Source organism: Pseudomonas sp. MPB03, from assembly GCF_046605385.1.
Taxonomy (GTDB): Bacteria; Pseudomonadota; Gammaproteobacteria; order Pseudomonadales; family Pseudomonadaceae; genus Aquipseudomonas; species Aquipseudomonas zanjanensis.
This window is the reverse complement of sequence record NZ_CP176770.1, coordinates 5167976-5192164: the sequence shown is the minus strand read 5'-3', so window position 1 is coordinate 5192164 and position 24189 is coordinate 5167976. Positions and strand designations below refer to the sequence as shown.

Sequence of the window (24189 nt, the reverse complement as noted above, 5' to 3'; positions counted from 1 at the left end):
ATACTAGGCCTGTAGGCTTCGACCGTTTCGGTTGTAGGTCCAATGCCTTTTTTTTGCAGACTGTTGTCCCTTAAGTGAATTGCGTGAGGAGAAAGGTATGCTGATTCTGACCCGTCGGTGTGCAGAAAGCCTGATTATTGGCGATGGCGAAATCACCGTGACCGTGCTCGGCGTCAAAGGAAACCAAGTGCGTATCGGCGTCAATGCCCCGAAAGAGGTCGCTGTACACCGGGAGGAAATCTACCTGCGTATCAAGAAAGAGAAGGACGACGAACCAAGCCATTAATTTTTATCGATTTTTATGTTTGCAAACGGGGATGAAGGTGGTTAATATACGCCCCGTGTTGCGGAGAGCTGGCCGAGTGGCCGAAGGCGCTCCCCTGCTAAGGGAGTACACCTCAAAAGGGTGTCGGGGGTTCGAATCCCCCGTTCTCCGCCATTATTCGTTTAGTGCGTCAGAACCTGGCTTTATCAGTAAGTGGTTGAAATTGCTGAAAAAAGCGCTTTACAAAAGGAATTGACGACCTATAATGCGCGGCAACAAATGCACTCGTAGCTCAGCTGGATAGAGTACTCGGCTACGAACCGAGCGGTCACAGGTTCGAATCCTGTCGAGTGCACCATTTAAGAGTCGTTTGCAGCAATGCAAATAACTTGGCTTCAACCAGTTGTGATCTGGTATAAAACCACAACTTGCACTCGTAGCTCAGCTGGATAGAGTACTCGGCTACGAACCGAGCGGTCACAGGTTCGAATCCTGTCGAGTGCACCAAACACCAAAAAGCCCGCGTTTAACGCGGGCTTTTTGCTGTCTACGATTTGCCTTTCACGCACCCCTTCTCATCGAACACAACCTCGGCGCTGCGACCTTTCTTCGCCTTGTAGGTATAGCGTGTGCTCGAATTCCTGACTTTGATCGAGTCTGGCTTGCCCAAGGCGCTTTCTACATCTTGTTGGCTCATGCCGGCGACGATGCGTCGTTCCAGGATGGCATTGCGCCGTTGCCTGGCATCGATGAGGTTTCCGCAGCGGTCCTGGAACTGGCCAACCACGGTCGGTTCCTTGCGGGCGGTTGTGTTGCCGGATGTTTGTCGGTGCTCCGCTTCGGGCAGCATCGCTTCGGTCGTCGGCTCACTCGTGCCAGGGCTGTACGGGTGGATCTGCTGCAGCGACAGGGCTTCTCCCGGGCCGCAGCTCAAGGTGGTGAACGTCACGTGCCCCGCAAGACTTTCGCAGCGGTGCACAGTCTGCCCGGCTGCCCACAACGGCAGGCAGGGCAGGGCGGCGAGCAGGAACAGGTAGTGGCTGACAGGCATCCGGTCGTCCTCCTTGACGGTGCAGGAGAAAAGGGTAGTCGCTGCATTCCTGCCGGCGCGTGTGTTTTCTTTTCTGGATAAGTCGTCGTAAGGGGATGGTTCAGCCTGTGTTCAGGTTTGTCTCGCAAGCGCTTGTTCTTGCCATGATTTTTTAGCGTTTTAAAGCGTCAAGCGGTGTATGATTGCGCCCGTCAGCCCCGCCGGGGCTTTGGAATATCTCCATGGACTTACCCAGTAGTTACTCAATATCTAGTTTTGCCAATCATGAATTAACTGATTGATCCTTCCGGCGTGCTCCACTGCTGGGAGTGGAGTTCGCCTATGACCCAAGTAGAAGTAAAAAAAACGCAGGAAAGCCTTCAGGATCGCCTCGCTCAAGTCGTTGAGCTGCTGCAGCGCCAGCGGGTCGTCGAAGACCTGACGCATCGCCAGGAAGGCCCGAATCATGACCGGGTCGAGAACCTGGTCCACCGGCAGAACCTTGTTGAGCTGCAACGCAAGCTCGATGACCTGCACTCCGCCGACGTCGCCTACATTCTTGAAGCCCTGCCACTGGAAGAGCGCCTGACGGTCTGGCAGTTGGTCAAGGCTGACCGCGACGGTGACATCCTGCTCGAAGTGTCGGACTCGGTTCGGGAAACCCTGATCGCCGACATGGATGATCACGAGTTGCTGGCGGCGGCCAAGGAGATGGACGCCGACGAACTCGCCGACCTGGCGCCCGAACTGCCGCGGGACGTTGTCCACGAACTGATGGAAGCCCTCGACGGCCAGCAGCGTGAGCGTGTGCGCTCGGCGCTGTCCTATGACGAGGAGCAGGTCGGTGCGTTGATGGACTTCGAGATGGTGACGATCCGCGAGGACGTCAGCCTTGAAGTGGTCTTGCGTTACCTGCGCCGTCTCAAGGAGCTGCCCGGCCATACCGACAAGCTATTCGTGGTCGACTATGACGGCGTGCTCAAGGGCGTGCTGCCCATCAAGCGTCTGCTCGTCAACGACCCGGAAAAGCAGGTCGCCGAGGTCATGGCCAGCGACCCGGTGAGCTTTCACCCGGACGAAGACGCCTATGATGCGGCCCAGGCATTCGAACGTTACGACTTGATTTCCGCACCGGTGGTCGACAAGAACGGCAAGCTGATCGGCCGTTTGACCATCGATGAAATGGTCGACTTGATTCGTGAGGAAAGCGAAAGCGAAGTCCTCAACATGGCCGGTCTGCGCGAAGAGGAAGACATCTTCGCCTCGGTCTGGAAGTCCCTGCGTAACCGCTGGGCCTGGCTGGCGATCAATCTGATCACGGCGTTTGTCGCTTCCCGGGTCATCGGCCTGTTCGAAGGCTCCATCGAGAAGCTGGTGGCGCTTGCGGCGCTGATGCCCATCGTCGCCGGTATCGGTGGCAACTCCGGTAACCAGACCATCACCATGATTGTCCGTGCCATGGCGCTGGACCAGGTCAGCACCGGCAATACCTCGCGGTTGATGCGCAAGGAACTGGCTGTCTCCTTGATCAACGGCGTGATTTGGGGTGGCGTGATCGGTGTGGTGGCTTACCTGCTTTATGGTAGCTGGTCGCTGGGTGTGGTCATGACGGCCGCGATGACACTCAATCTGCTGCTGGCAGCATTGATGGGAGTCTTGATTCCCATGACCCTGGCCCGTATGGGGCGTGATCCAGCCATGGGTGCCAGTGTCATGATTACCGCGGTGACCGACAGTGGCGGGTTCTTCATTTTCCTGGGGTTGGCGACGATTTTCCTGCTTTGATCATTTATCGGGAAAGCCGCCTGTTGGCGTAATACTGTTCACTTGGAAAAACGGCGCTTGTTTCAGAAATGAAAAGCGCCGTTTTTTTGAAAAGTCCAATCGCCTTTTTCCAGGCGGGTGGTGTGCATATCCGTTGCTGCGGTAACGGCTGCTTAGGGTTCTCCGACGCGGCCTGGTAGCCGACCTGGCTCTTGATGGAGACCGCTCCCACATTCAATTTCCAGTGAACACAAAATTTATATCCAACACAAAACCCCTGTGGGAGCGAGCTTGCTCGCGATGGGGCCGGCAAGCCCAACATCCATGTGACTGAACCACCGCTATCGCGAGCAAGCTCGCTCCCACAGGTTGGCGGGCTTTTTTGTGAGCACGAGAAAAATGGAGCAGGAGGGCCAAACGCCAGGCATAAAAAAGCCAGCACGAGGCTGGCTTGAGTGTTTTGCGTGTGATCAGCTCGGCTCTGCGGCCATCTCTACGTCATGAGCAATCAGCGAAACGAGGGCGTTCTGCTGGCGGTGGGAAAGTTGTCGGAAGCGTTGAAGCAACTCGCGCTCATGCAAAGACAGCTCTGGGCTGTCCAGGCGCATGCTCAACTCTTCACCCAGTGCACCTTCCTGAATCAGGCTTTGCTCCAGGCGCGCAATGATTTCAGAGTTCATGCTGCGATGATGATTACGAGCCACCTCGGCAATGCGTTCCCGCATTCCGTCTGGCAGACGTACGACGAACTTGTCAGCCGTACGGCTGGAATAAATTGCCTGTTTCATTGGGCGCATATTTATTTAACCGGTTAGTTCAGGGGAGCGGTTCTTGGGATTGGCCGCAGGATGTCGATAAGACAAGCCCCATTGCCAAATGTTCAACCTGAATTGTTAAGAGGCCCGCATCATGCCTCAAAATTGCCAGATCATTGGCGCCAATTCTGTGACAAATTCTGATCCGGGTAAAGGCGTTATGCCAGCACCTTTCATCAAAAAAATGCGGACTGATTGGAAAAAACAACAGGTTCGCATTTTGTGACCGTCAGATTGTGTCGTTGTGCCATACCGTCTGGCGGATAACGGAAATGGACAAAAACGCCTGCCGTCCCTGTCTTGTACAGGATAGTGGCAAATGGCCGATTTACTAGGATGAGCAAGCCAGGGGCAGATGAATGGTGGCCGAGGCATGGCCGTCTGGCCTATCCAGCCTTCCGGGCAGTACCAATTACCTACACTTAAAAAAAGGGACGACATGACAAACGCAGGGCAGGTCGTTAACATGCACGCCGTTCCGCGCACCGCATTCCTCGTGGTCGACTCGTGTCTCAGTAGCTCAATTGGATAGAGCATCCCCCTCCTAAGGGGAAGGTTGGCAGTTCGAACCTGCCCTGGGACACCATTATAAACAGTGGGTTAGCGTGTTTTCCGCTCACTTTCCCCTGCTTGCATTCCCCATCTGCGCACGATCATCTTCGCCTTCAGCGCGCCATGCGTGCCTTGCACCGCTCTTCATTCCCCCAGGCTGTGATCGACTGCCCATTTTTGCTCTTTTTTACCGAGCCTGTTTCGGTAACGCGAAACTTTCTCCCCCCTCTGCTATCTGACCGTCTCGGTACGTTGTAGGACTTTTCCTTCGTAGCCGATGGAATACGTACCTCTTTTTTACCGATGTCGGTGCCGCATTTCGCAGGCCTGACCCACCGTGTCTTTGATTCAGGCCACAAGGATGTGACATGCAGCCAGCCGCACCCTGCCGACCGCGTAAACCGAGCAGCCCTCGCCGTTGTGCTGACGGAACCTGCTCATCTGCACAAAACGCCAAACGCCTCGCCCTGCTGCTGATAGCGGCCTGGATGACGGGCGCGTGGAGCGTTGCGCAGGCGGCTGGGCCTGAAGAAGAACTGCTGCGCCAGCAAGAGCGCGAACGGGTGTTGCGCGATCAGTTGGAGTCCCGGCCCGACGTGCGCCTGCAGGCGACACCCGTGGATGAAGGTGTCGAGCGCTTGCCCGCCAAGGAGAGTCCCTGCTTCGCCATCAATGACATTCGCCTGATCGGCGAAGCGTCGGAACAATTCCAGTGGGCGTTGCGCGCCGCCAACCCCAAGGATGATCCGGCCATTGGCCGTTGCCTCGGTGGCGGCGGGATCAACCTGACGATGAAGCGCATGCAAAATGCGATCATCGAGGCCGGCTACGTCACCACGCGCGTACTCGCCGAAGCCCAGGATCTGAACAGTGGGGTCCTGGTGTTGACCCTCGTGCCGGGGCGCATCCGTGAGATTCGTTTCGAAGAGGGCACCAGCTCCCGAGCCAATGCCTGGAACGCGATGCCGGCCAGTCCTGGCGATCTGCTCAACTTGCGCGACATCGAGCAGGCGCTGGAGAACTTCAAGCGCGTGCCGACCGCCGAGGCCGACATCAAGATCGCGCCAGCCCGTGCCGCCGACGCCAAACCCGGTGAGAGCGACGTGGTAATCGCCTGGAGCCAGCGGTTCCCCGCTCGGGTGAGCCTGTCGGTGGACAATTCGGGCAGCAAGACCACGGGCAAATACCAGGGCAACGTGTCGCTGTCCTTGGACAACCTGCTGTCGCTCAACGATTTGTTCTACGCCAGCGTCAACCATGACCTGGGCGGTGGCGAGTCCGGCCATCGCGGCTCCGATGGCAGCACGCTGCATTATTCGCTGCCGTTCGGTTATTGGCAGTTGGGGTTCACCAGCAGCGAATACAACTACGAACAGTCGGTCGCCGGCGCCAACCAGACCTATCTGTACCGGGGCGAGAGTCGCAACAACGAGGTGCGCCTGTCACGCCTGCTGTACCGCGACGCCGTTCGCAAGACCACGGCCTGGGGCAGCCTGTGGACGCGTTCCTCTGAGAACTTCATCGACGACACCGAAGTCGGCAACCAGAAACGCCGCATGGCCGGTTGGCAGTTGGGGTTGGATCATCGGGAGTTTATTGGCGCTTCGATTCTTGACCTGGGCGTCGCCTATCGTCGCGGCACTGGTGCCCATGATGCGCTCAGGGCGCCTGAAGAAGACTTTGACGCCGGCACGTCGCGCTCGCAGATCATCACTGCCGATGCCCAATTGCAGGTGCCGTTCCAGGTTGGCGATCAGCGCCTGCGCTACATCGGCGGCTGGCGCGCGCAATGGAACCGCACGCCGCTGGTGCCTCAGGATCGTTTCTCCATCGGCGGGCGCTACAGCGTGCGCGGTTTCGATGGCGAAAACATTCTGTCCGCCGACCGTGGCTGGACCCTGCGCAACGAAATCGGCCTGTCCCTGGGGCAGACCGGCCAGGAACTCTACACCGGTATCGACTATGGCGAAGTCAGTGGTCAATCCAGCGAATTCCTGATCGGCCAGCGCCTGGCGGGGGCCGTGGTGGGTATACGCGGCGGTTACAAGAGCCTGTCCTATGACTGGTCGGTGGGTACGCCGTTGAAGAAGCCCGATGGTTTCGAGACAGCCAACGTGACCAGCGCGTTCACCGTCATCTGGTCATTCTGAGGTGATCCCATGCAGTTCGAGACGCTAGACATTATCGCCCCCGGCCTGATCGACGAACCCTGGAGCGAAGCCGCGGTGTTCGGCTCCGCCACCTGGTTGTGGATGCACTCCAAGGCCCATCGCGATGCGCCGTTGCACACCTTGCCAACGCTGCTGCTGCCGGCCCTCAAGCATCGCCAGTTCGTGCTCGGCTCCGAACACGGCAAGCCGGTGTTCTACCTGTCCTGGCTCAACCTCGACGAGGCGGCGGAGCAACGTTATCTGCGCCAGTCGCCGTTGGCGCTGACCCAGGACGACTGGAACAGCGGCGAGCGCCTCTGGCTCAACGACTGGGTCGCTCCCTTTGGCCACACGGCGATATTGAGCCGCTTGTTGCAACGTCATCTTTTTATCGATCGCTGTGCCCGTGCCCTCTATCACCGAGGCGACGAGCGCGGCCTGCGGGTCAAGACATTCCAAGGCATCGGGGTCATTCCCGAACAGGCCCAGGCCTGGTTTGCCGCCCATCCGCTGGCAATCGAAGCGTAACTCCAACCACTGCTCGTGCGGGCTGGCTCCGCAAATGGAATTGCTATGAACAAGCATCTGTACCGAATCGTTTTCAACAAGGCCCGCGGACTGCTGATGGTCGTGGCCGAGAACGTCACCAGCCAGGTCAAGGCGCCGGGGACCCGTTCCGGGCCGGCGGCGGGCGCAGCGGCTTGCACGGCGACACTCGGAGCGTTGCGCTTTGCCCTGATGACAGCGATTGGCCTGGTGTCCTTGAACGTGGCGCCGAGCTGGGCTGGCACCATCGTCGCTGACCCAGGCGCCCCGGCTGGGCAACGACCGACGGTGATACAAAGCGCCAACGGCACGCCGCAGGTGAATATCCGCGCGCCTAGCGCTGGCGGTGTCTCGCGCAACACCTACAACCAGTTCGACGTCGATGGCCGGGGGGTAATCCTCAACAACGGTGCGGGCAATAGCCAGACGAAACTGGGCGGTTGGATCGAAGGCAACCCGATGTTGGGCAATGGCAGCGCGCGGGTCATCCTCAACGAAGTCAATTCCAGCAATCCCAGCCAATTGCGCGGTTACGTCGAAGTCGCCGGCCAGCGCGCCGAAGTGGTGATCGCCAACCCGTCGGGTATCACCTGCAACGGTTGCGGCTTCATCAACGCTGACCGGGCCACCCTCAGCACCGGTCGGGCGCAGTTGGAGAACGGTCGCATCACCGGCTACACGGTGCAGGGCGGGACCCTCAACATCGAAGGCAAAGGCCTGGACGCCCGCGAGGCCGACTATACGGATCTGATTGCCCGTTCGGTACAGGTCAACGCCGGGGTGTGGGCCAACGACTTGAAGGTTACGGCCGGACGTAATCAGGTCAATGCCGACAACACCCAGGCCACGCCGCTACCAGGCGCCGAGGGAGAAAAACCCACCGTTGCCATCGACGTGGCCAAGCTCGGCGGCATGTATGCCGGGAAGATCATGCTGGTGGGCACGGAGTCCGGCGTGGGTGTGCGCAACGCCGGGCAGATTGGCGCCATGGCGGGCGAGGTGGTCATCAGCGCCGACGGCAAGTTGCAAAACCAGGGCGCCATCAGCAGCGCAACGGAGACCCGGGTTGCTGCCACCAGCGTTGAAAACAGCGGCACGCTCTACGCCAAGGGCGACCTGAGGCTCGACAGCACCGGTGACATCGACAACAGCGGCACCGTTGCCAGCCAGACCAACACCACGCTGACCGCCAAGACCCTTCGCAGCACCACGGCCTCGAGCCTGGCGGCGGGCGTCGGCGCGGACGGCAAGCTGGGCAGCAGTGGCAACCTCGCGCTACGGGCCACCACGGTCAAGGCGCAGGGCCAGAATCTGGCTGGCGGCGATGTCAGCGTCGAGGCGGCTGACCTGGACCTGAGCGGCAGCCAGACCCTGGGCCGCAACGTGACCCTGACGGCCAGTACCGGCGATGCCAACCTCACTGGCAGTCAAGTCGATGCGACCCAAGTGCTGAATACCAAAGCGGCCAAAACCTTGCGCACCGATACGGCCAAGGTCACTGCGGGGAACCTGCAGATGGGCGCGCGGGATATTTCCAATGCCGACGGCGAGCTGGTGCAGACCGGCACCGCCGACACGTCGATCAAGGCCGCCGCCACGCTCGACAACAGCGACGGCCGGATTGCCTCCAATGCCACCAATGTGAAACTTGGCGCCGACCGGTTCGACAACAGCACGGGCAAGGTCGAGCACGCCGGCAAAGGCACCCTGGATATCCAGGCCACCCAGTTGGCCGGCAGCAAAGGCACCTTGGCCAGCAATGGCATATTGAACGTCAAGGCTGGCGAGGTGGTGGTCGATGATGGCCTGACCCAAGGCCAACAGATCACGCTCGACACCACGACGTTGTCCAACCAGCGTGGACGGATTCTCCAGACCGGCGCGCAACCGCTACAGGTCACCGCCCGTGAACGCTTCGACAATCAGGCTGGGCAAGTCAGCGGTCCCGGTGCCGTGGCGCTGAAGGTCGGCACGCTGAACAACCAGGGCGGCAAAGTCCTCGCCACCGACAACGGTGCCTTGACCGTCACGGCCGACGAAGCGGTCAATAACGGCGGCGGGACGCTGGCCGCCAGCGGTACGACAAAGGTCAGCGGCAAGGCGCTGGATAACACCCAGGGCACCGTGAGTGCCGGCGGTGAGCTGCATGCGACGTTCGACCGCTTGGACAATATCGGCGGCACGCTCGCCGCCACCCAGCGCATGGAGATCATCGCCGGGCAGTTGAACAACACCAATGGCGTGCTGGGTTCGGTGAAGTCCGGGCTCAAGGTCAGCGTCTCGGCGGATGCGCTGAACAACAGCGGCGGACGCCTTGAAGCGCTGGGCGATATCACCCTGTCGGCCCAGGGCTTGAATAACCAGGGCGGGGTGATCAGTGGCCAGGCTTTGGACCTGAATAGCCACGGCCTGCTGATGGACAACAGCCAAGGCACGCTGAATGCCGGCGCGACCCTGGACCTGCGCAGCGGTGAATTGCGCAACGCCGCGGGCCTGATCCAGGCCAAGGGCAAGCTGTTCATCGACACCGGCAGCCAGGCGCTGAACAACCTCCAGTCCGGCACCACCCAAGGCATCAGCGGCCAGGATGCGGTGGAAATCCGCAGCGCCCACCTCAACAACAGCACCGGTTTCCTCGGCGCCAAAGGTGCGCTGGTGCTCAAGGCCACCGACCTGACCAACGGCAGCGGCGGCCAGATCGTTGGCCAGAAGAGCGTACAGGTCGAAGGCGCCCGGGTGGATAACCGCGGCGGTCAATTGCAGGGCCTCGGCGATGTCCAGTTGGTGCTGGGCGAGACGCTCAACAACCAGGGCGGACTGGTGCGCAGTGGGGGAATCCTGGGCGTGACTGCCAACGTGCTCGACAACAGCGCCACCCAAGGCGCCAATCAGGGCCTCGAAGGCCGCGCCATGAGCCTGGCGCTCGACACCTTCGGCAACCAGGCCGGTGCCGTGCGCACCGACGAAGGATTGTCCATCGGCGTCAGCCAAGCGCTGGATAACCAGGGCGGCCTGATTTCCTCGGGGGCCGGCCTGACCATCACTGACCGCGATCCGGCGCAACGTCGCCAGGCGGTGCACAACCTCAATGGGACCTTGCTCGCCGGCAGCTTGTTGTCGCTCAACGCCGCCTATTACGGGGGCAGCGGCCGAGCCCTGAGCCTGGGCGACCTGACGTTCAGCCTGCAAAGTGGCCTGGACCTGAGTGGACAGATCCAGGCCAATGGCAAGGTTGACCTGAGCACCGAAGGGGCTTTCAACAACAGCGGGAAACTGCTGGCGGGCAATCTTCTGCTGGTTCACTCGCAGACCCTGGACAACGCCGCCAACGGCGAGATCAGCGCCGGCCAGGTTCGCCTGACCGTCAACGACAGCTTGACCAACCGTGGCCTGATCGACGGCCAGCAAGTGCGTGTGCAAGCGCTGTCGCTCAATAACCTGGGCACGGGACGTCTATACGGCGACCGATTGGCGATTGCCACTTCGGCCCTGAGCAACCGCGATGAGAATGGCGTCGCCGCGACCATCGCCGCCCGCGAGTCGCTGGACATTGGCACCGGCACCCTGGACAACCGCGAGCAGGCAATGATCTTCAGTGCCGGGGACCTCGCCATTGGCGGTGCGCTGAGCGCCACTGACAAAGCCCAGGACCGGGCCCAACTGTTGACCAACGCCAGTGCGACCATCGAGGCCCTCGGCAACCTGTCGCTCGATGTGCAAAGCGTGCGCAACACCAACGAACACTTCAGCACCCAACAGGTGGAAGTCAGCCGCACCGCCTTGCAGGAATTCCAGCTCAGCGGTTCGCCGAACCGCTACCAGGGCAACCAGATTTCCGTGAGCCACGACGAGGTCAATTACCTCAACACGCCCGAGGGAAGCAAAGATAGCTGGAACCGCTACGACTACACTCGCGTGGTCCAGGAAACCCAGATCGCCACCTCGGCACCGGCGCAGATCCTCTCGGGCGGGACGATGCAGATCAATGCAGGGGATGTGCTCAACGACAAGAGCCGCATCATTGCCGGTGGGTTGTTGCAGGCCAACATTACCAGCCTGACCAACACCGAACTGACCGGCCAGCGCACCACCACCGACAGCGGCACGGCAACGAGCTTCTATCGCATCCAACGCAAGGGTCGGGACCGTCAAGGAACAGCCGTCACGGCCTACACGCCTGCGCCCTTGATCCAGGACATCAGCCTGCAACCGACCGTGTTCGCCCAGAACGCCGCCGGCAACGGTACCGGCACCCAGATCAGCGCCCGCGCCACACAGGGCGTCGGCGAACAGATCACCGCCACGGGCGCGGTCAGCGCTCCGGTCGACAGGACCTTTCAAGTGGCGCCCATCGTTCAGGTCGCGGCCCAGACCACCCTCAACAGCAAGGGCGTGGCCGAGCAGATCCGCAGCGGCGGGCCCTCCCTGGCATTGCCGAGCAACAGCCTGTTCACCACTAATCCCCAGAACACCAGCAGCTACCTGATCGAAACCGATCCGCGTTTTGCCAGCTACCGCACCTGGCTGTCATCGGACTACATGCTGCAGCGCCTGCAAGTCGACCCGGCACTGACGCAACAACGCCTGGGCGACGGCTTCTACGAGCAGAAATTGATTCGTGAACAGATCGCGCAACTCACCGGCCGCCGTTTCCTCGACGGCTACGCCAATGACGAAGCGCAGTACCGTGCCCTGATCGACAACGCCGTGACCGTCGCCAGCCAATGGCAACTGGTGCCCGGCGTGGCCCTGACCTCCGCGCAGATGGCCCAGTTGACCAGTGACATCGTCTGGCTGGTTCAGAAGCAGGTCACCCTGGCCAACGGCGACACCCGCAACGTGCTGGTGCCGCAAGTGTACGTACGGGTCCAGGAGGGCGACCTCAACGGCTCCGGTGCCCTGATTGCCGGGCAGCAGTTGAACCTGAACATCGCTGGCGACCTGGTCAACAGTGGCAGCCTGGCCGGGCGCAGTGTCATGGCGATCACCGCGCAGAACATCGAGAACCTCGGCGGGCGCATCCAGGCCGACAAGGCATCGTTCACCGCGCGGGAAAACCTCAACAACCTTGGCGGCCTGATCGGTGCCGTGGACAGCCTGTCGCTCAAGGCCGGGCAGGACATCAACGTCGTCTCCAGCAGCCGGGACAGCAGCAGCGCCCAAGGCACCCGCACCAACCTGTCGCGGGTGGCCGGGCTGTTCGTCAGCGGCGCCCAAGGCACGATGGGCGTGAGTGCCGGCAACGACCTCAACCTCACCGGGGCCCAGGTGGTCAATGCCGGCAAGGGCGGCAGTACCTTGCTGGAGGCGGGCAAGAACATCAACCTGGCCACCGTCGGCGAAGCCCACGAGCAAGCGCTGGCCTGGAACAGCAGCAACTGGCGCAAGGATGCCAGCCAGACCGAAGTCGGCTCCCAGATCCAAGGGCAGGGCGACGTGCGCTTGAGCGCCGGCCAAGACCTCAACGCCCGCGCGGCCCAGGTCACCAGCGAGCAAGGGGCGGTGTTTGCCGAGGCCAAGCGCGACGTCAACCTGACCGCCGGCCAGAACTACCAGTTCGCCGATGAAGCCCACAAGGTCAAGGGCAGCAACGGGATGTTTTCCAGCAAGACCACCACCACCCGCGACACCATCAGCCAGACCTCGGTCGAAGGCTCCACCCTCAGCGGCGAGCAGACCTATGTGCAGGCCGGTCGCGACATCAACCTGAAGGGTAGCAACGTGGTGTCCACGACCCAGACGGTGCTGGTGGCGGACAACAACGTCAACATCGAAGCCGACACCGCCAGCAGCAGCGAACGCCATGACAAGTCCGTGAAGAAAAGCGGCCTGTTCAGCGGCGGCGGCATCGCCGTGACCATGGGGACCCAGCAACAGAGCGTCAAGGACCTCACCACCGAGCACACGGCCGTGGCGAGCACGGTCGGCTCGACCACCGGTGATGTGCTGATCGAAGCGGGCAAGGGCTATCGTCAAGTGGGCAGCCAGGTGTCGGCGCCACAAGGCAACATCGACGTCACGGCGCAGACCATCGACGTCGTCGAGGCGCGCAACACCCGCGAGCGCGAACGTGAAACCCTGTTCAAGCAGACCGGGTTCACCCTCACCGTGACCAACCCGGTGATCAGCGCGATCCAGACGTCCCAGCAAATGAAACGGGCATCGGAGAAAACCGACGACGGGCGCATGAAAGCCCTGGCCGCCGCCACCGCGGTACTGGCGACCAACAATGCCGCCACCGCCGTGGCGATGGACCCGGGCGCGGCGGGCGGGATCAACATCAGCCTGTCCCTGGGCACCAAGAAGAACGAAAGCACCACCACGTACACCAGCGACAGCGCGGCCGGCTCGACCATGACCGCCGGCAACGACGTTCGCCTGCGCGCCACGGGCGCGGGTGCCGCGAGCAACATCACCGTACAAGGCAGCGATATCAAGGCCGGCCGCAACGCCAGCCTGCTGGCGGACGGCGACATCAACCTGCTCGCCGCCCGCAATATCGACAAACAGGAAACCGACAGCAAAGGCAGCAGCGCGAGCATCGGCATCGGCTTCTCCCTCGGTGCTCGCAACGGTTTCACCTTGGACCTGGGGGCATCCGGCACTCGCGGCCAGGCGGATGGCGATGGGCTCACCCACACCAACACCCATGTCCAGGCGGGCAACCAGTTGCTGCTGTCCTCGGGCGGTGACACCAACCTCAAGGGCGCGGTGGCCAGCGGCAAGCAGGTATTGGCCGATATCGGTGGCGACCTGAATATCGAAAGCCTGCAAGACACCAACACCTACGTGGTCGACGAGAAGAGCCTGGGCGTTGGCATTAGCCTGTGCATTCCGCCGTTCTGCTACGGCATGAGTTCGGTCAACGGCGTCAGCGGCAGCTTCGGTGCCACGGATATCGATTCCAACTACGCCAGCGTGACCGAGCAATCGGGCATCAAGGCCGGGGACGACGGCTTTGACATTCGCGTGGGGGGCAACACCGACCTGGTCGGCGCGGTCATCGCCAGCAGCGACAAGGCTGTGCAGGACGGCAAGAATCGCCTGGTCACCGCCAGCCTCACCAGCCGCGACATCAAGAACAAGGCCGAGTACGACGCCAGCACCGTCAGCGTCGGTGGCGGCTATCGCGAAGTCGGCAAAGACCAGCAAGGCAACGCCACCAGCGGCGGCACGCAAACCCCGGGCACCGACCTGCCGAAGAACGACAACGACCTCAGCGCCACCATGCCGATCGCCATCAGTGCCAGCGACGACGCCAGCAGCGTCACCCGCAGCGGCATCAGTGGCGGCACCATCGTCATCAGCAACGACGCCGAGCAACAGAAACGCACCGGCCAGAATGGCGAGCAAACCGTCGCCAGCCTCAACCGCGATGTCTCCAGCGATCGCGACACCACCAACACCCTCAAGCCGATCTTCGACGAAGACGAAATCCGTGCCGGTTTCGAGATCGTCGGGGCGTTCTCCAACGAAGCCAGCACCTTGCTCGCCAACAAGGCCAAGGAAGTCGACCTCAAGCGCAAACAGGCCGAGAAAGCGCAGGCAGCGGCCCTGGACCCCAACGCCCAACTCACCGACAGTGAACGCTTGGCGCTGCTCGGCAGCGCTCAGCGCCTGAATGCCGAAGCCAGCGGCATTGCCGACAAGTGGGGCGCGGGCGGCACCTACCGGCAGATCACCACCGCCCTGGTGGGCGCGGCCAGCGGCAATATCAGTGGCGGCAACAGTGCGTTCGTCCAAGGGTTGGTGGTCAACTACCTGCAACAGCAGGGCGCCGGCTACATCGGCGACCTGGTGGCGGACGGCAAACTCACCGAAGGCTCGCCACTGCACGCCGCCCTGCACGGCATCGTCGCCTGTGCGGGTGCCGCCGCCAGCAGCCAGAGCTGTGGCAGCGGTGCCGCAGGCGCGGCGGCGTCGAGCCTGCTCACCGGCCTGTTCTCCGAAGCCAGCCCCGATGAAAGCGAAGCCCAGCGTGAGGCCAAGCGCAACCTGATCGTCAGCATTGTCACCGGGTTGGCCGCCACCAGCTCCTCGCTCGACCCGGCTACCGCCAACAGTGCGGCGGGCGCTGCGGTAGACAACAACTGGCTGGCGACTCAGCAGTGGGTTCAGGCGGAGAAGGAGTACAGCGCGGCTGACGGTCTCGGGGCCAAAGCGCAGGTGATCGCCAAGTGGGCGTACATCCACAAGAAACAAGACGTCCTGACCCGCTTCGGCGTGGGCAAAGGTTTGGCGCAGGCGGGTTGGAGCGATGTCGAAGGCTTGGCGCAATTCCTCCTCAATCCGGTTGAAGGGATCAAAGGTATCAAAGCCTTGATCGACGATCCCGAGGCGCGCCAGAGATTAGGCGATGAAATGGTCGGTGACGCCAAAGCCAAAATCGCACGTATCGAAGACGCCCTGGAACACGGCGGCGACGAACGTGCCGTGCAACTGGGCCAGGATATTGGCGAACTGGTCTGGCAAGTCGGCACCATCGCCACGGGCGTGGGCACGGCGGCCAAGGGCGGCGTGGCGCTGGCGAAAGCCGGGATCAAGGTAGGGGCCAAAGAGCTTGAAAAAATGGCCGATATGGCCAACATTGCCAAAGCTGAAGTGTCGGCCGGTAAGCCGATGAACTGGAGCAGCGTGGAGGGGGCGTATAGCAAGAAGCTTGAGGGGGGGTATGGTCCTGGCACGACGACCGTTAATGGGAAGGTTGTTGAGAATCCTGGGGACTATAGTGCTGGGATAAAAAAACCTAGTAAAGTGCTACGCGAAGTAGAAATTAACTCTGGTGGTAAGGGGGCGTGGTCCAAAGAGCTGAATAAACCTGAGCCCAATACAATTTATAAAGTGGATGGCAACAAGATTTATCAAACCGATAGTTTGGGTCGCGTTGAAAAGGTTGAATCTGAGCTTTCGCTTGTGAAAAATGACAGGAATACATACCAGCAGTGTGTCGCTGGAAAGTGCGGAGTTGCTGGTGATGAAGGGGGGCATCTAATTGCAAGCATTTTTAACGGCCCTGGTGAAAAGTTAAATTTGCTTCCCATGAATGGGAATCTAAACAAAGGTGAGTGGAAGGTGATGGAGAATGCATGGGCTTCCGCACTCAAGGAGGGTAAGAGCGTCAGCGTGAAAATCGAGCCTGTCTATACAGATGCTGGCCTCAGGCCGGATAGATTCAATGTTAGATACTCGATTGATGGTGGACGTCCTGTGATTGTTGATTTTAAAAATGCACCTAAAGGTGGAAACTGATGAGCGAGCAGGGGCTGTATCAAAAAATTGGCCAGCTTTTATTGGATGCTGGTCCTTCGGGGGCTCAAAAAATAGTTGTTAGAGCTAGGCTTTTTGCCGAGGGCGATGGAGGAAGTTATGAGTTTGATTATTTCGATAAAACAAACCGCTCAAGCTGGTTTGATCCAGACAGCAGAGCTGTGGGAGATTTGACAGAGTTGTTGGTTGAGCTCCGGCGCTACTATGTTGAAAATGGGTTGTGCCAAAATGGGAAACCTTGGTCTTCGTGTGCAGTTACTTTGGATGTAGAGAAAATGAAAATTAGTATTAACTACAGTTATGATGGTTAAGTTTTTTGCGGAGGTAGGGGGTGAAAATGTTGCGTTGTAGGAAACGGTGGGTATCTAATTGCTCTGTTCTTAAATAAACTCCCCCTTTTTTCATGATGAGATTTTCAAGGTCTATAAGGTAATTGGCTATGTACCCCATTGGGAATATCCGGATGGTGACGAGTATGCATTGTATGGTGTTGCCGTCCGTCGAGGTTTTGAGCCTTACGACATGCCTTTAACTCCGCCCTTTGTCAGCGTGCTCTAGGCTATGGCCCGGATGAAGTCATTGCATGACTGCAAGGAAAGTATCGTATGGCGGTTCGGCTGATGGATGGGGTTTATTGGGTTCTCAATGATGACCCGGACATGTCCTATGAAGCCTTTGTGGAAATGAATGAGCAGATCAAGCCGATCTTGGGGCTGGTCTCGCGGGCATATCTGGGAAAAGCGGGAAAGGGGAGGGATTTATTTAATGGCTCGGTGCTTAAATGAATTTGTCCCCTTTTTTTGCTTGGTGGTTGTCCTGAAGAAGTTTATTTAATGATTCGCCAAGAGGTGTTCGGTGCGTGGCGACAATGATATTTACAATGATATTGGTGCGATTTTATTCGATGTCGCTCCAAAGGGGGCGTGTAAGGTTGTGATGCGCGCACAGTTGGCGCCGGAATTGGACAGCTGCGAGTATGAATATGATTTCGTAGATGAACAAGGTAATGTGTCCTGGTTTGCCGCTGGAGGGCGTGCAAATACGGATATGCTGAAGCTGTTGGTGGAGCTCCGACATTGGTATTTTGAGAATAAGCTAACGGCAGGTATGTCTGTTTGGAATGGTTGCGAAGTAACGATTGACTTGGTTGAAGGAAAAATCGGGGTTGAATTTATATATTCGCAATGAATGGGGGGTGGAAAGTTGTGAGTCCTAAGTCTTTTTGGGGAATGGGGCGGAGGTCACAATAGAAAAAAGAGATTTGTTGTTTAGGCAAAGAGAAGTGGTGGTGTTGATTTGGTTTCTAAATAAATCTTTCCTCTGTTTTATGAAGTTTTCTGAGGCGAGGTAATGGGAAGGGAAAATGTTGTATTGATCTTGAGCGAGCAGGGCTGGGTTTGTAGCAAGGATGAAGTTGGTGATTATTTTTGTGTCACTGATGTCGGAGGAGTCCAACTGCAGATTATCCCATCTGTGGGTAAGCGCTCGGACCATTTTCGGGTTTCGCTTATTGCCTCCATCTCATCCAAAGAGTTTTCGGAGGCTGTTTCTATCATATTGGGCGATGGCGGTGGTAATGCTCCGGTTATAGTTAGAAATGAAGCTCCGGAAAAACTGTTCAGTTTTTCTAGTGATGATGTTATTAGGCTGTCTGAGAAGGCTATCTCTTGGGCTCGCTCTCAGAGTATTGACGAAGGGCTGGCGGTTTATAGGAGGCTGCCAACTGAAGCTAAAGGTGCAATGCCTATCCGACATTTGGCGGCTCTAGCAATAACAGGTGATACTGGGCGCTTAGAAGAATATAAAAAAAGTTTTGAGAAAGGCGACAGGCTCGGATTTGTGCCTTACATTACTTCCGAAATGATCGAGCGGGCACTTATGATAGCTAAAGAAAGTAAATAATCAAAACTCCATGAATGCAGCAGATATAGAACTATGGTTTTATGCGCGTCCTGACAGAGCTTTATCTATAGATCAGCGGCATGCTGAAGTCATGGATAGGATGTCTCGGATTGGTGCTCTTTTAGGATTCGCAGGTCTTGAGCTACCGTCCACCCCGAGTTGTGGCGACGGGTTGATTGCTACCTATACTGTTAAGCTTCCTATCAGAGGGCTTCGGTTTGTGGGGGACTATGCGTATCGTTGTGATAGATACATATATGAGGATAGGGCCTCCTATGACGAGCACTTGCGTTTTGGATTTAAAGTATCAAACAAGGCTATTGATTATAAGCTTGTTGTGAATGAGCAGTTGCCAAAAGTGATTGAGGCGTTTAAGGGGTGTACTTCAAAGCAGGTGGAAAATAGATCCTGGTTTACTGCTGCCTCTACCAAAAGCTGGAGGGAAGTAGGTATGAAGTCTTTATTGTCCGACTGGTGTGCCTTCTGTGAAGGCAGGGCGGTCTTCGATAAATCTCACTTTTTGGGATTGTTGAAAGCGCAAAGTGGTTCCGAGGAGCTTCGACGGATATTCAGCTATTTTCCGTTTTCGGAAGAGTTGGCTGATAGAACGGAGCGCGTTCTAGCCTCTGGAGATATAGAGAAGTCTCTGTATCTCTTGCCAAGACTTAAAGTTGGAAAGGACGAATTAATTCAGCTAGGCTGGGAGTGGTTCAAGGAGCAAGAAAGAGTGTGCGGGGTGCTCGGTGATTCCGAGGTTCTAAAAATTTGTGAAAGTGCCCAGGTGCTTTTTGTTGATGGTCACGATATAGATCACTGGCTTCAGCAAGATATTCCTCATTATTGGTTGTTTGATGAAATTGGGGATGCAATCAGGGAGAGCAGAGTTTCTGATACCGAGCAGACTTATGCGCTGTTTGAGGCGTTCTATGGATTGGCTGCGGACTACTATCTCGCTTGGTATATTGGGCAGCCGTTGTTTAAATTTGATATTGATTTGGCGTCCTATTTTAAATTCTGGGGGGCTGGCGGAAGGTGTGCTCTCACCGAAAGCGGCTTCTTAGTGGCTAACCAGGAATAAGGCGGCCAGGCCAGTAAATAAAATTTGGCGTTGAGTTACGGGAGGCACAGGGTGCGAGACGAAGATTTTGAGTGCTTCATTGGTGTAATGGGTGAGGCTACATCACATCGACCGGTGCTTGATTCCCAGGTTGCGAAATATAGGGGGGTACTGCCGGACGCGTTGCTCACCTATTGGCAGAAAGAAGGTTGGTGTGGGTATGCCAATGGACTTTTCTGGACGGTGGATCCGGACGATTACAAACACCTGCTCGATACGTGGTTAGCCGATACTGAACTTCCGCAAATAGATAATTACCACGTTATTGCCCGGAGTGCTTTTGGAGCGTTGTATGCTTGGGGCGAGAAATACAATCAGAAAATTGTTGTTTCATGCTCGACGGGATCTATCGTCGCGTTGATGAATAAGTTGAAAGTACCTAATAAAAATCCGGATCTAGCCATCCAGACATTTTTCGCTATGTCTGATAAGGAACGTTATGATCTGGAGGATGGTCGAGGTGATTTTTTATTTGATCGAGCGCTAGATAAGTTAGGGACACTTGACGAGAGTGAGATCTACGGCTTTGAGCCGGCATTGTTTGTTGGAGGGACGGCTTCGCTGGATCAGTTGGTTAAGTGCAATTTGGAGGTTCACTTAACGAACCTTCGACAGATGCGTTCCTGAGTGAGCACGGTAAGCGGAACGACGTTGTACTGGCGTAAAGGAGTATATCGAAATGGATGCAATCAACGTCCGGCTTCATCAGCACCGGCGCTGGCTGTCACAGTCGGAAGGCCTGATGGCTCAAGAGCTTGATTTTATTGATGAGGACCTTGCCAGCGACTCATTAAACGGATTGGACAATGTGGCTGACTCGTTGGGAATGCTGGCGACTTATTGCGGCATTCGGGGCGAAGTTGCGATCAGTGATGGAGAGGCTTCTGGCTGGGAGCAGGTCTCGCGCTCGATGATGTACCGTTATTGGGCGCTGATGCTCAAGGCCAAGGCTTTCTCCAAAACGAGTTTTCTTCAAGGCATCCAAACCGTCCCCAATCTGACTAACCAGTTGAGCATTGCGGGGTGCTTGCTGGCCGGGTTGATAGCGGTTGATCGTCGTGATCTGGCTGCATCCGTGGCCGATGTGCTTGCCGGAATGTTGTCCGTCAAAGGCGCCGTCGATTCGAGCTATCTTGAACGGCGTCGATTTGAACCTTTCATGCTCTGGCTTTATTCAGTCTATTCGCAAGGTGCTGCGCTTCCGGACATCAAGTCGATGGATCTGGGCATTTATCAAAACGTGATAGACGAATGGACAAATGAGCAAGGGCTAGCTGATGCGTTGGAAGCGCTTTGTCGATATCACTTATCCAACGCTGAAGACAACGGTGGGGCCTGGGATCCTGAGTTCAAGCATGCGCCTTTCGATCTGTTGCCTTTAGAGATCCACGCGATTTTCCAGGTCCGACAGCAACTGGGTTTGACTGCTCCAGCGGTGTCGAGTCCGTTGTTGTCCGCAAAGACAGCTGCGCTAGAAAATCTGGTCACCGTTCCTGATCAGCTTGCTGTTCGGGTGGAGGCGGCCTACGAGCGTTTCTTCGGGCTTTAGACGCAGGCGCGACCCTTTTTTCAGTTAAGCAATGACATGCGGTGAGCTGAAATGAATTATTACTTATTGCGAGAAGACGTGCGGTTTCCTGAGCGCTGGTATCTGGGCGATATCAAACATTGCAACAACTGGCTCTTCATCGACCCCCCTTCTGAGTACATGGAGCCGTGTACCTACGCCCTTGAGGTTCGTAAGTAGGGTGTGAGTCTGGATTTTTCCTTGGCTGGTTATGCCTCTGTGCCGATCCTGAGCGAAAAAGCCAGGACTGTATTGCATTGATCGTTAGCGAGGAGGTGAAGCTTCGGCTGGAGCGAGCGGGGCTCACAGGAATGCTATTCGAGGGAGTGAATGGCGAAGGCAAAGTTATTTGCTGATTCGCGAGAGCCAGTAGGCACCCGGCGAGGCAAGAGGCTGAATCGCCTGCTACGGTGGTTGTAAAGAATAGGACTGAGCCGAGGGGGGAGGGCCTTACATCATCCGCTGTGGCGAGGGGATTTATCGTGGCGAGGGGATTTATCCCCGCTGGGCTGCGGAGCAGCCCCCTGAGTTTGTGCTCGCGTTGTATCAGTACGCTCGGGTGTCTGCTTACTGGGGCCGCTTCGCGACCCAGCGGGGATAAATCCCCTCGCCACAGATTCTTTGTTTGCCATGGTTCTACGGTTGGAGGTCGTCTGCGCTCGGTTTCTCCCACACCTTCCTCTTAACGGAACGCCATCGCCTGCCGATAACCTGATGAGCCCGGTTGTTTCCTGCGTTTCGGCTCGCAATGTGCGTCACGACACAGCCAGGCCAAGCGGGTGCTGAAATCCCTTGAACGTTGCTGGCTGGTGACTATCATCTGCGCGCCTCGGGGTTGTGACACGGCGTTTCGTTGTTATGCCATTGGGTTATTTTTTTACTTGCCTGGACATCCTCGATGCTGGCGTACCACCAAAAAAGCTTTTTGATCGTCGATGATTTCTCGGATTTCCGCAGTTCGATCCGCTCCATGCTGCGTGAGCTGGGCGTCAAGGACGTGGACACCGCCGACACCGGTGAAGTGGCGCTGCGCATGTGCTCGCAGAAGCGCTATGACTTCATCCTGCAGGACTATCACCTGGGCGACGGGCGCAAGAATGGCCAGCAGGTGCTGGAAGACCTGATGGTCGAGAAGTTGATCAGTCATGAAAGTGTCTTCCTCATGGTGACCGCCGAGACCAGTCAGGCGATGGTGCTCAGTGCCCTGGAGCACGAGCCGGATGCGTACCTGACCAAGCCATTCAACCGCTCTGGCCTGGCCCAGCGGCTGGAGCGGCTCGAGCAGCGCAAGACCCTGCTCAAGCCGATCCTGCAAGCCCTCGACCGTGGCAAGCCGATGGAAGTGCTCAATGCCTGCATCGCCCTGTGCAAGCAGGACCCGCGCTACGGGCCGTTGTGCCTGCGTTATCGCGCCGATGCGTTGCGCGACCTGAATCAGAACGAGGCTCTGGAGCGGCTGTACAACTCGATCATCGCCGATCGCCCGTTGCCCTGGGCTTACGCGGGGTTGGGCAAGTTGATGTTCAAGCGCGGCCAGGTGACGCAGGCCAAGGCCGTTTATGAAAAAGCCCTGAAAGTCTTTCCGATGATGCCGGCGTTGTACGACGGCATGGCCGAAGTGTTGATGGCCGAAGGCGACACCAAGCAGGCGCAGCACGTGCTGGAAGAGGCAGTGCGCCTGTCGCCGCTGGCGGTGCGCCGCCAATCGTTGCTGGGCAAGCTGGCGATGACCAACGAAGACTTCGACACGGCGTCCCGGGCCTATCGCCAAGCGGTGGGGCAGGGCGCGCAGTCGCGCTTCAAGGACCCGGAAAGCAACCTCGGCCTGGCCCATGCGCTGATCAGCAAGGGCAGCGAAAAAGGCCTCGACACCCGGACGCGGCTGGAGATCAACACGACCCTCAGCGCCGTGGCGAAGGAGAACCTCAACGACCCCGGATTGCAGGTCCGGGCGCGGTTGATGAAGGCCACGAGCCTGTTGCTCAACGATGCCGAAACCGCCGAAAAGCTCACCGAACAGGCCTTGCAGCGCCTCGATGGCATGGAGCAGTTCATGAGCGCCGAGGCCGCGTTGCTGGTGGCCAAGCAGTTGCAAATGCTCGGCCAGACCAGCGCCGGCGAGTCGATGCTCAAGAACTGCGCGGAGATCTACGGTGATGACCCGACGGTGATGCAAGGCATCGCCAAGCTCACCGACGACCCGAACATCCTCAACCAGGGCAATGCCGCCGCCGAGTTGAATCGCGAGGGCGTGCGGGTCTACAAGACTGGTGCATTGCCGGAGGCGCGAGAGCTGTTCCGCCGCGCCCTGAAGATGCAACCGAAGAACATCAGTATTGCCCTGAACATGGCGCAATCGCTGCTGCATGGCACCGACACCACTGTGGAGTCGGAACTGCTGCAGGAGTGCCGTGCCTGCCTGAAACTGGTGGGCATGATGCCCGATACCGATGCGCGTTTTGCGCGCTATCAAAAACTGCGAAGCAAGGCATTTGGCGATGAATGACAGCGAACAGGCACTCGATTTTTCCACGGTGATCGCGTCGACCGTGCATGACATGAAAAACTCCCTGACCTTGCTCATGCAGGCGCATGGGCAATGGCTCGAGCGCTTGCCCGAATCCGAGCGACAGACCTCGGAGCAGGGCGTCATCGAGTTCGAGTTCGCCCATCTCAACGGTCTCATGGTGCAGTTGCTGGGGTTGTACAAGCTCGGCGTCAACCAGTTGCCACTGCACCCGGCCTACCATGAGCTGGATGACTTCATCGAGGCGCAACTGGCCGGCCATCAGGATGTGTTTCGCAGCCGTGGGATCATGGCCACCTACGACGTCGATCCGCTCAGCCCGCTGGGTTTTTTCGACCGCGAGTTGGTCGCCTCGGTGCTCGACAACTGCATCAACAACGCCATTCGCCATGCGCGCCAGGCATTGTTGATCAGTGTGAGTGATGAAGCCGGGCAACTGGTGCTGACCATCAACGACGACGGCGAGGGTTACCCGCCAGAGATGATCGAGCGTCAGGCCGAGTATGTGCAGGGCATCAACCACAGCAGCGGCAGCACCGGGCTGGGCCTGTATTTCGCCGCGCGGATCGCCGGGTTGCACCAGCGCGGCGGCGTGAGCGGGCGGACCGAGATTGCCAATGGCGGTGTGTTGGGCGGTGGGGTGTTCCGGCTTTATCTGCCCTGAATAATCGTCCTGACAATACAAAT

At 58.2% G+C, this 24189-nt stretch carries 16 protein-coding genes and 4 tRNA genes; 18 read left to right on the top strand and 2 right to left on the bottom strand.

From position 1 onward, the window contains the following. Positions 1-97 precede the first annotated feature (97 nt). From csrA to ACLH0I_RS22395, 4 genes are all read left to right on the top strand, one after another. Positions 98-286: a carbon storage regulator CsrA gene (csrA, locus tag ACLH0I_RS22410; protein WP_003178872.1), complete on the top strand. Its 189-nt coding sequence runs from the start codon at positions 98-100 to the stop codon at positions 284-286. A 62-nt stretch (positions 287-348) separates the two neighbouring features. Then, a tRNA-Ser gene (locus ACLH0I_RS22405) sits at positions 349-439 on the top strand. A 107-nt stretch (positions 440-546) separates the two neighbouring features. Next, a tRNA-Arg gene (locus ACLH0I_RS22400) sits at positions 547-623 on the top strand. 72 nt (positions 624-695) lie between these two features. Then, positions 696-772 (top strand) — tRNA-Arg (locus tag ACLH0I_RS22395). 40 nt (positions 773-812) lie between these two features. On the opposite strand, the gene ACLH0I_RS22390 is transcribed toward ACLH0I_RS22395, so the two are convergent. Beyond that, positions 813-1316: a cell envelope protein SmpA gene (locus tag ACLH0I_RS22390; protein WP_250963467.1), complete on the bottom strand. Its 504-nt coding sequence runs from the start codon at positions 1314-1316 to the stop codon at positions 813-815. Positions 1317-1637: 321 nt separating this feature from the next. Between ACLH0I_RS22390 and mgtE the strand changes: the two genes are divergently transcribed. Next, the gene (mgtE, locus tag ACLH0I_RS22385; RefSeq protein ID WP_060741018.1) at positions 1638-3080 is read left to right on the top strand and encodes a magnesium transporter; all 1443 of its coding nucleotides are present in this window, start codon (positions 1638-1640) and stop codon (positions 3078-3080) included. Between the two features lie 449 nt (positions 3081-3529). On the opposite strand, the gene ACLH0I_RS22380 is transcribed toward mgtE, so the two are convergent. Continuing rightward, entirely contained in the window at positions 3530-3856 is a 327-nt protein-coding gene (locus ACLH0I_RS22380) for an Arc family DNA-binding protein (protein WP_186707061.1), read from the bottom strand. 527 nt (positions 3857-4383) lie between these two features. Between ACLH0I_RS22380 and ACLH0I_RS22375 the strand changes: the two genes are divergently transcribed. The 13 genes from ACLH0I_RS22375 (at position 4384) to ACLH0I_RS22315 (ending at position 24166) form a co-directional block, all read left to right on the top strand. Beyond that, positions 4384-4460: transfer RNA gene (locus tag ACLH0I_RS22375), tRNA-Arg, on the top strand. Between the two features lie 454 nt (positions 4461-4914). Then, positions 4915-6576 carry a ShlB/FhaC/HecB family hemolysin secretion/activation protein gene (locus ACLH0I_RS22370; RefSeq protein WP_411385411.1) on the top strand — a complete coding sequence of 554 codons (1662 nt, stop codon included), beginning with the start codon at positions 4915-4917 and terminating at the stop codon, positions 6574-6576. A 9-nt stretch (positions 6577-6585) separates the two neighbouring features. Beyond that, positions 6586-7104: a toxin-activating lysine-acyltransferase gene (locus ACLH0I_RS22365; protein WP_411385410.1), complete on the top strand. Its 519-nt coding sequence runs from the start codon at positions 6586-6588 to the stop codon at positions 7102-7104. 45 nt (positions 7105-7149) lie between these two features. Then, the gene (locus ACLH0I_RS22360) at positions 7150-16371 is read left to right on the top strand and encodes a hemagglutinin repeat-containing protein (RefSeq protein WP_411385409.1); all 9222 of its coding nucleotides are present in this window, start codon (positions 7150-7152) and stop codon (positions 16369-16371) included. After that, complete coding sequence (locus tag ACLH0I_RS22355) at positions 16371-16700, top strand: hypothetical protein (protein WP_250963470.1); 330 nt, start codon at positions 16371-16373, stop codon at positions 16698-16700. Before ACLH0I_RS22360 ends, ACLH0I_RS22355 begins: the two co-directional genes overlap by 1 nt. Positions 16701-16994: 294 nt before the next feature. Then, a complete protein-coding gene (locus ACLH0I_RS22350) occupies positions 16995-17174 on the top strand; it encodes a hypothetical protein (protein WP_411385408.1) in 180 nt (59 codons plus the stop codon). A gap of 70 nt (positions 17175-17244) precedes the next feature. Further along, positions 17245-17577: a hypothetical protein gene (locus ACLH0I_RS22345; protein ID WP_250963472.1), complete on the top strand. Its 333-nt coding sequence runs from the start codon at positions 17245-17247 to the stop codon at positions 17575-17577. A gap of 162 nt (positions 17578-17739) precedes the next feature. After that, entirely contained in the window at positions 17740-18291 is a 552-nt protein-coding gene (locus ACLH0I_RS22340) for a DUF6990 domain-containing protein (RefSeq protein ID WP_411385407.1), read from the top strand. Between the two features lie 10 nt (positions 18292-18301). Next, on the top strand, positions 18302-19369 hold the full coding sequence (locus tag ACLH0I_RS22335) for a hypothetical protein (protein ID WP_411385406.1): 1068 nt from the start codon (positions 18302-18304) through the stop codon (positions 19367-19369). Between the two features lie 51 nt (positions 19370-19420). Beyond that, positions 19421-20035 carry a GAD-like domain-containing protein gene (locus tag ACLH0I_RS22330; protein WP_411385405.1) on the top strand — a complete coding sequence of 205 codons (615 nt, stop codon included), beginning with the start codon at positions 19421-19423 and terminating at the stop codon, positions 20033-20035. Positions 20036-20087: 52 nt separating this feature from the next. Then, positions 20088-20957, top strand: coding sequence for a hypothetical protein (locus ACLH0I_RS22325; RefSeq protein WP_411385404.1), 870 nt, complete (start codon positions 20088-20090; stop codon positions 20955-20957). Between the two features lie 916 nt (positions 20958-21873). Next, positions 21874-23481 carry a tetratricopeptide repeat-containing response regulator gene (locus ACLH0I_RS22320; RefSeq protein ID WP_186707053.1) on the top strand — a complete coding sequence of 536 codons (1608 nt, stop codon included), beginning with the start codon at positions 21874-21876 and terminating at the stop codon, positions 23479-23481. Then, the gene (locus ACLH0I_RS22315; protein WP_060741029.1) at positions 23474-24166 is read left to right on the top strand and encodes a sensor histidine kinase; all 693 of its coding nucleotides are present in this window, start codon (positions 23474-23476) and stop codon (positions 24164-24166) included. Before ACLH0I_RS22320 ends, ACLH0I_RS22315 begins: the two co-directional genes overlap by 8 nt. Positions 24167-24189 lie beyond the last annotated feature (23 nt).

Excerpts from the sequence above, each read along its gene's own strand:
- csrA (WP_003178872.1), top strand. The coding sequence starts at position 98 with ATGCTGATTCTGACCCGTCGGTGTGCAGAAAGCCTGATTATTGGCGAT.
- ACLH0I_RS22350 (WP_411385408.1), top strand. The coding sequence starts at position 16,995 with ATGGCGGTTCGGCTGATGGATGGGGTTTATTGGGTTCTCAATGATGAC.
- ACLH0I_RS22335 (WP_411385406.1), top strand. The coding sequence starts at position 18,302 with ATGAATGCAGCAGATATAGAACTATGGTTTTATGCGCGTCCTGACAGA.
- ACLH0I_RS22370 (WP_411385411.1), top strand. The coding sequence starts at position 4,915 with ATGACGGGCGCGTGGAGCGTTGCGCAGGCGGCTGGGCCTGAAGAAGAA.
- ACLH0I_RS22390 (WP_250963467.1), bottom strand. The coding sequence starts at position 1,316 with ATGCCTGTCAGCCACTACCTGTTCCTGCTCGCCGCCCTGCCCTGCCTG.
- ACLH0I_RS22325 (WP_411385404.1), top strand. The coding sequence starts at position 20,088 with ATGGATGCAATCAACGTCCGGCTTCATCAGCACCGGCGCTGGCTGTCA.
- ACLH0I_RS22365 (WP_411385410.1), top strand. The coding sequence starts at position 6,586 with ATGCAGTTCGAGACGCTAGACATTATCGCCCCCGGCCTGATCGACGAA.
- ACLH0I_RS22355 (WP_250963470.1), top strand. The coding sequence starts at position 16,371 with ATGAGCGAGCAGGGGCTGTATCAAAAAATTGGCCAGCTTTTATTGGAT.
- ACLH0I_RS22380 (WP_186707061.1), bottom strand. The coding sequence starts at position 3,856 with ATGCGCCCAATGAAACAGGCAATTTATTCCAGCCGTACGGCTGACAAG.
- mgtE (WP_060741018.1), top strand. The coding sequence starts at position 1,638 with ATGACCCAAGTAGAAGTAAAAAAAACGCAGGAAAGCCTTCAGGATCGC.
- ACLH0I_RS22320 (WP_186707053.1), top strand. The coding sequence starts at position 21,874 with ATGCTGGCGTACCACCAAAAAAGCTTTTTGATCGTCGATGATTTCTCG.
- ACLH0I_RS22315 (WP_060741029.1), top strand. The coding sequence starts at position 23,474 with ATGAATGACAGCGAACAGGCACTCGATTTTTCCACGGTGATCGCGTCG.
- ACLH0I_RS22340 (WP_411385407.1), top strand. The coding sequence starts at position 17,740 with ATGGGAAGGGAAAATGTTGTATTGATCTTGAGCGAGCAGGGCTGGGTT.
- ACLH0I_RS22360 (WP_411385409.1), top strand. The coding sequence starts at position 7,150 with ATGAACAAGCATCTGTACCGAATCGTTTTCAACAAGGCCCGCGGACTG.